We start from the raw sequence: 6,716 nt of genomic DNA on the forward strand, positions 1-6,716 counted from the left end.
AAAGGACATCACCGCCGGGAACAGGTCCTTCAGCGCCGATCCCCGCGTCAGGGCAACCAAATCAGCTCACGCCGGCGCCGCAGGACCGCCCGGCGATAATGGACTGCCCCGGACGGGCAGGTGACCCGTTCCACTTCATATCGTCTAAAGAAACTACCTACGGCTCTGAAGTGAATTCTGAAATTGTGTGGGACAAATCGCAATACCCATTAAGTCCAGTCCACCATAGATTCCTATCACAAGGATTCATGGACTGACCGGAATTAGCGGTCACGACAGTTGGAGAAGAGAAATGCCTGAACTCACGCAAATCCAGAAAGATTTCCGGTCTGCCATGGCCCACCTGCCGGCGGCTGTGAACGTGGTGACCACCGCCGGTCCTCACGGGCGCGTGGGAATTACAGTCAGCGCCGTCTGCTCCGTCACAGACTCCCCGCCCACGGTCTTGGTTTGCGTCAACCAGAACAGCGCCACACACGATATCTTCAACAGCAATGGCGAGGTGTGCATCAACGTCCTCAGCGGCGAACATGAGGAACTCGCCCGCCACTTCTCCGGAGCAACGCGAGTTCCCATGGAGGAACGCTTCGGTTGGGATATCTGGGAAGAGGGCGCCGAAGCCGTTCCCGTGCTGCGTGACGCGCTGGTCAAGATCGTGGGCCGGATCAGCGGCCGCTCTGTCCAGGGATCGCACTCAGTAATCTTCGTCCAGGTGGACCGTGTTGAGGTCCAGGAGGAGCGTGACAGCCTCATCTACTTCAAGAGGCAGTTTCATCGCCTTTCCGTAACACAGGAGCTCGTCGCTTGAGGTCGGGCGGCTCGCTCCGCGAGCTCTCAGAGGCCCTGTCTTCCGGCGCAGTGACGCCAAGCGCCGCCGTCGAGCAGGCCTTGCAGCGTACGCAGGCCGCGGAACCCGAGATCCGGGCTTGGGTGGAAATCGACACGGCCGGTGCCCGCATCGCTGCCCGAGACCTGGGACGCGCGGCAGGCGCACGCGGTCCGCTTTGGGGAATACCGGTCGGCATCAAGGACCTCATCGACGTCCAGGGGCTGGCGACCCGCTGCGGCAGCGTACTACGCGGTGGCGAACCGGCTGACGCGGATGCCGACTGCGTGAAGCTTCTCCGGCAGGCAGGTGCCGTGGTCATGGGCAAGACCGTCACCACCGAGTTCGGCTACTTCGCTCCCGGCCCCACGCGCAACCCTGCCAATCCGGCCCACACCCCCGGCGGCTCATCCAGCGGATCAGCGGCCGCCGTCGCCGCCGGGATGATCCCATTGGCCATTGGAACGCAGACAGCAGGATCCCTCACGCGACCCGCTTCTTTCTGCGGGGTCGCAGGGTTCGTCGCCGCCAAGGGACAGTTCTCCATGAGCGGCGTCACCGGGCTGAGTCCCTCTCTGGACTCGCTCGGGTTCCTGGCACGGACAGTGGCCGATTTACATCTAGTCTGGAGCGCCCTGACCCCCATGGCACCGCCCTCGGCGAATACAATCGGCGGCGATTCCCCGCGCCTCCTGCTGTGGAACGGCAGTGGCCTTGGCGAGGTCTCCACGGACATGGGAGCCGCCGTCGAACTTGCCGCGGCCGCGGTGAACCGCGAAGGCGGCCAATGCAGACAATGGACCGATCATGATGTTGTCCATCAACTGGCCAACGACCACGCCACCGTCATGGCCTTCGAAGCAGCCCGCGAGCGCGCTTGGGAGCTGCAACGGTCAGACCTGCTAAGCGTCACGCTGGCCGAATTGTTGTCCAGCGGCGCCGACACATCGGAGGCCGACTATGTGGCAGCGCTTCTCCGGATTACCAGTGCCCGCAGGTCCGTGGAGTCGGCCCTTGAAAATTTCGATGCGATCCTTGGCCCGGCCGCGTTGGGCGCAGCTCCCGTCGGCATCGAAGCTACGGGCATTCCAGTGCTCAGCCGGCCCTGGCAGGCATTGGGCCTACCGGTCATCACCATCCCCGGTCTTAAGGACTCCGCGGGAATGCCTCTCGGCATTCAGCTCATCGGAGCCCCCGGCCGCGAACACCGCCTTTTCGCCATCGCGGAGCGGCTTGAAGCTTCTCTGGCCGACCGATAGCCCAACAGATCCGTGAGGAAGGTCCCGTTTGGATTTCCAAACGGGACCTTCCTCATAGCTCGGTCACACCCTGGTTGCGCCTCGGAATCAAGCCCACGCAGCGTCGGCAGTCCAGTACTCGGTACCGTTCGCGCTGATTCCATGCCTCCATTCGGACACCCGTTTGAGCTGAGGCTCAACCCGGGCGGTTACCGCGTCAGCTGCCTCCGGTCCGTCCAGGTCCACTTGCCAGTGAACCCAGTTCACTTCCAGGTCGTTCTCGTCGTGGACGAACAGATCGACGTGGTGCCAGCCGTAACCGAAGGTGTCCGCATAGCAGGTCAGAAACATCCGGTCATGTTTTGTGGGATGGGCCATCGGGCGTTCTCCTTTCACGTTGTTTATCAGCAGGCTATGGGGGATTTCCTTACCTCGGAAGGGCATAAAGCTTTACGCCGGGCTGTGTTTCCTCGCATTTTCAGGCACGGAATTCGACGTAAGGATATTGAGGGAAGGCATCGCCTTCGTGACCGACCATTCCAATTTCAGAAGGCACCCCGTGAAGATTGAGCGCATAGAGGCGATCCCTTATTCGATCCCCTACTCCAAGCCTTTGGAGTTCGCCAGCGGGCGGGTGTCCGACGCCGAGCACGTCCTCATCCGGGTCCACACCGACGACGGATTGGTAGGCACGGCGGACGCACCACCCCGCCCGTTCACCTACGGTGAGACGCAGGATTCCATCGTCTCGGTGGTCACCAAGATCTTCGCTCCCGCCGTTACCGGGCTCGACCCGATGGACCGCGGGAAGATCCACCAGATCCTCGCCCGGACAGTCCATAACCAGGTGGCCAAAGGCAGTCTGGACATCGCCCTCTGGGACATCATCGGCAAAACCACGGGAACTCCGGTCAGCAGGCTGCTGGGCGGCTTCACGGACTCCATGGCAGTCAGCCACATGCTCGGCTTCCAACCGGCGCAGAAACTGCTGGACGAGGCCCTACGATTCCAGCGCGAGTTCGGCATCAACACCTTCAAGCTCAAAGTCGGGCGCCGCCCCCTGTCGCTGGACATCGAAGCATGCCGCGTACTGCGCGCCGGGCTGGACCCGGACACCGACCTGTACCTCGACGCCAATCGGGGCTGGACCGCCAACGAAGCCCTCGAAGTCCTGCGCCGCACGGACGGCCTGGGACTGTCCCTCCTGGAAGAACCATGCGACGCCAAGGAAGGTCTGAGCCGCCGCCGGCTCGTGGAGAAATCTCCCATACCCGTGGTCGGCGATGAAAGCGTCCCCACCGCCGGAGACGCCTCCCGTGAGCTGCTCTCCGGGGGATGCAACGCCATCAGCATCAAAACCGCGCGCAGCGGCTTCACCGAAGCACAGCAAATCCTTGGCCTATGCACCGGACTGGGCGTCGACGTCGTGATGGGAAACCAGATCGACACGCAGCTGGGAACGATCGCCACCGTAACCTTCGGCGCCGCGCACGAGGCCACCTCGCGGCGTGCCGGTGAACTCTCCAATTTCCTTGACATGTTCGATGATCTCCTTGCCGAGCCGATAGTCATCCAGGACGGCCGAATCCGTGTCCGGGACGTCCCCGGCGTCGGAGCTGACATCGACGAGCACAAGCTCGCACGCTACCGGCAAGACAAATAGCCGGCCGGGGCTGCCCACCCATCCCCCGAATGCAAAGGAGCATCGTGCTGTACCTGGTCCGAATGGACGTCAACCTCCCCGCCAATATGCCCGAAGATCAGGCCACAGCCATCAAGGCGGAAGAAAAGGCCTACTCACAAGGCCTCCAACGCGACGGCCGATGGCCGCACTTATGGCGGGTCGTGGGCCAATACGCCAATTACTCGATCTTCGACGTCGACGGCAACGACGAGCTACACGAACTTCTACAGGGCCTTCCGCTGTTCCCCTATATGGACGTCCAGGTCACCGCACTCGCGAAACACCCGTCATCGATTTCCTGACGACCTCGATTGCCCCCCGCTACTACCGCCTCACTGCAGAGTCGGAATGACAATGAAAGGACAAACCCATGTCTGTCGAAATCACCGCAACAGCCGCCGCGTCCGGCGCCAACGCCACCGAACGCTTCCGCTCGGACAAGTCCGTGGCCGCCGAAGTCAGCACCGAACGCATCAACGTGCTCGCCTCACGCGCCATCAAAGCCTTGGTAGACACCGTGACGGAAGAAAGGGTCACCTACGACGAATACAACGCCCTGAAATCCTGGCTCATCAGGGTAGGAGAAGACGGCGAATGGCCGCTCTTCCTGGACGTCTGGATTGAACACGCCGTCGAGGAAGTCGCCAACGCGGACCGGGAAGGCAGCAAGGGAACCATCGAAGGCCCCTACTATATTCCGGGTTCGCCTGTTCTAGAGACCCCGGCAATGCTTCCAATGCGCGACGACGAGCCCGGTACCCCGTTGCTGTTCCAAGGCCGCGTCACAGGCGTCAACGGTGAACCCCTCGCGGGCGCCAGCGTCGAAATCTGGCACGCGGACGACCTCGGCTTCTACTCGCAATTCGCCCCGGGCCTTCCCGAATGGAACCTTCGCGGCACAGTCATTGCCGACTCCGAAGGCGTCTACCAAATCAACACCGTGCAACCCGCGCCCTACCAGATCCCCACAGACGGCGGCTGCGGCCAGCTCATCGCCTCCGCCGGCTGGCATGCCTGGCGTCCGGCGCACCTCCACCTCAAAGTCAGCGCGCCCGGATACCAGCTCATCACCACCCAGCTGTACTTCACAGCCGACGAGCACCTTTCAGACGACATAGCCTCGGCCGTCAAACCAGAACTCGTCCTTGAGCCGAAGGAAAAGACGGACGGGACGGGCCGCGAGGTCAGCTACGACTTCGTCCTCGCTTCAGCGGAGTAGTCGGCGGAATTTACGATGGAGGCGTGCAGTCCGGCTAAGTCCGAACTGCACGCCTCCATGGTCTGCAGCACTTTCTTCCTGGCTGAACATGCAGCATTCGTGGAATAGCGGTTCGGGTCCGTCAACAAATAGCGCCGTCGGTCTGCCGTCTGCGATGAAACAGTCTCGAGTCCAATGAAGAAATCCGTCGCTCGCCAGGAGGAGCCGGTCCCTTCAACGCCCCTCGAACTTTCGGAACTGCCGAGCAAGGGGATGCCGTGCCGTCTCCGCCTGGTGGGAGGGTCCCGGGTTTCCGTGCCGGCCGGTGGGACGAGCCCTGCCGCACCAATCAAGAACGGCATTTTCGGATACCTCCAAGGCCTCGAATGTAGGCCATGACACGCAGGAGTGACGCTTGACTGAGACACGCAATACAGCGGCAGAGGCGATCGCCGCAATTCCCGGACTTGTCCGCGGATGGAAAGCGCGGACCATCCGAAAGGTCATGCTGCGGCTGCTGCCCATCCTGGCAATGGCCTATTTCCCCAACTCATTGGAAAAGACCAACATCGGCTTGGCTACGTTGCAGATGAAACAAGCTCTCGGCGTGACAACAGCGGCTTCAGGATCGCGTCGGGGCTGCTTTTCGTTGGCTATGCAGTGTTTGAGGTCTCTAGCAACCTCATGCCATACAAGGTCGGGGCGCGGAAATGGCTCGCCCGCATCATGATCAGCTGGGGCGCCGTCGCTGCAGCGACTGATTTCGTCGACAGCGAAGCCAGCCTGTACGTCCTTCGGATTCTCTTGAGCGTAGCCGAGGCCCGGTTCTGCTCAGGAATGATCCTTTGTTTCGCTTTGTGGATCCCCCGCCAGCTCCGCGGCACAATACTGTCCCTCGTCGTGCTCGGGGGAACCGTGGCGAGCGTCTTCGGTTCGCCAGTGACCGGCCTGCTCCTGACGCCCAAGACCTACTTCGGCGTCGAGTCGTGGCGTGCCATGTTCGTCGTCGAAGGCACTCCCGCGCTGACAAGTACCGGGATGTCACGCCATGCACTGCTAAACGTGTGCGGTTCGTTCGGAGGCCCCGAGCTGACCCGGTCAGGGCTGCAGTTGGCGAGGACGGCCTGCGGCTGCGTGGCGGACGGTGCCGGCCATTTCCAGCGCGGCGGTGTGCCGTGAGCTCCGAGAGCCCGCACGGGCATTGACGGCATGCACGTCGAAAACTCGGAGGCGGACCGCCATAGGCACTTCCATAAAGCAGACGTAAGTGTGGACACTGTCCACACCCCCTTTGGCAGGACAAGCGGACGGGCACAGCTCACCCTTACGACCGGGAGTAGCTTTCCAGGAAACCTTCGCCAAAGCCGGTTTCATCATGTTGTACCCGGAAGCGTGAACCATGTACTGGTGTTGGCCATCCACGACCAACCAGACAGAACCGGAACGAGGAACCGCATAACCCCAGCCCAGAGCAGGCGGAGGCCCACCCGCCAGGACCCTGAGCCCGCTACCCACACACCTTCATAGGCCACCGCGGCGGCCAGGCCACAGCCGCGAACCAGCGTCAGAGGTCGCTAACCCAAGAGAATGTACGCACGTTAAAGCAAAAATCCCCTCTGACGGCGAATTCTAGGGGTCGTTGCAACACCGATGGTGTCTAGTTCGTCAATAGTAGGTCACGCAGGCGCTCGGCTGGGGTATCCCAGCTGAGCGTTTTGCGTGGGCGTGCATTGAGTTCCTGGGCTACGTGCTCGAGGTCCTCGGGACCGT

General features: G+C 62.1%; 7 protein-coding genes. 6 read left to right on the plus strand and 1 reads right to left on the minus strand.

Translation table 11 applies throughout. The features are described 5' to 3' along the window. The first annotated feature begins 292 nt into the window (after positions 1–292). Together hpaC and AB4074_RS24335 are read left to right on the plus strand one after the other, a co-directional pair. Complete coding sequence (gene hpaC, locus AB4074_RS24330) at positions 293–808, plus strand: 4-hydroxyphenylacetate 3-monooxygenase, reductase component (RefSeq protein WP_441415682.1); 516 nt, start codon at positions 293–295, stop codon at positions 806–808. Continuing rightward, the gene (locus AB4074_RS24335; protein ID WP_441415683.1) at positions 805–2,085 is read left to right on the plus strand and encodes an amidase; all 1,281 of its coding nucleotides are present in this window, start codon (positions 805–807) and stop codon (positions 2,083–2,085) included. Before hpaC ends, AB4074_RS24335 begins: the two co-directional genes overlap by 4 nt. Positions 2,086–2,172: 87 nt before the next feature. Here AB4074_RS24335 and AB4074_RS24340 read toward each other — a convergent pair whose 3' ends face one another. After that, on the minus strand, positions 2,173–2,442 hold the full coding sequence (locus AB4074_RS24340; protein WP_441415684.1) for a hypothetical protein: 270 nt from the start codon (positions 2,440–2,442) through the stop codon (positions 2,173–2,175). Positions 2,443–2,623: 181 nt separating this feature from the next. On the opposite strand from AB4074_RS24340, the gene AB4074_RS24345 reads away from it, so the two are divergent. The 4 genes from AB4074_RS24345 to AB4074_RS24360 all read left to right on the plus strand — a co-directional run bounded on the left by AB4074_RS24345 (position 2,624) and on the right by AB4074_RS24360 (position 6,125). Continuing rightward, positions 2,624–3,727 carry an enolase C-terminal domain-like protein gene (locus AB4074_RS24345; protein WP_441415685.1) on the plus strand — a complete coding sequence of 368 codons (1,104 nt, stop codon included), beginning with the start codon at positions 2,624–2,626 and terminating at the stop codon, positions 3,725–3,727. A 44-nt stretch (positions 3,728–3,771) separates the two neighbouring features. Then, positions 3,772–4,050, plus strand: a complete 279-nt coding sequence (catC, locus tag AB4074_RS24350) for a muconolactone Delta-isomerase (protein ID WP_441415686.1) — start codon at positions 3,772–3,774, stop codon at positions 4,048–4,050. 68 nt (positions 4,051–4,118) lie between these two features. Further along, complete coding sequence (gene catA, locus AB4074_RS24355; RefSeq protein ID WP_441415687.1) at positions 4,119–4,967, plus strand: catechol 1,2-dioxygenase; 849 nt, start codon at positions 4,119–4,121, stop codon at positions 4,965–4,967. 456 nt (positions 4,968–5,423) lie between these two features. After that, positions 5,424–6,125, plus strand: a complete 702-nt coding sequence (locus tag AB4074_RS24360) for an MFS transporter (RefSeq protein WP_441415688.1) — start codon at positions 5,424–5,426, stop codon at positions 6,123–6,125. Positions 6,126–6,716 lie beyond the last annotated feature (591 nt).

Source organism: Arthrobacter sp. 2MCAF14, assembly GCF_052115645.1.
Classification (GTDB): Bacteria; Actinomycetota; Actinomycetes; order Actinomycetales; family Micrococcaceae; genus Arthrobacter.

Bases quoted from the DNA above. Each gene is read 5' to 3' on its own strand.
- hpaC (WP_441415682.1), top strand. From the start codon at position 293: ATGCCTGAACTCACGCAAATCCAGAAAGATTTCCGGTCTGCCATGGCC.
- AB4074_RS24340 (WP_441415684.1), bottom strand. From the start codon at position 2,442: ATGGCCCATCCCACAAAACATGACCGGATGTTTCTGACCTGCTATGCG.
- catA (WP_441415687.1), top strand. From the start codon at position 4,119: ATGTCTGTCGAAATCACCGCAACAGCCGCCGCGTCCGGCGCCAACGCC.
- AB4074_RS24360 (WP_441415688.1), top strand. From the start codon at position 5,424: ATGGAAAGCGCGGACCATCCGAAAGGTCATGCTGCGGCTGCTGCCCAT.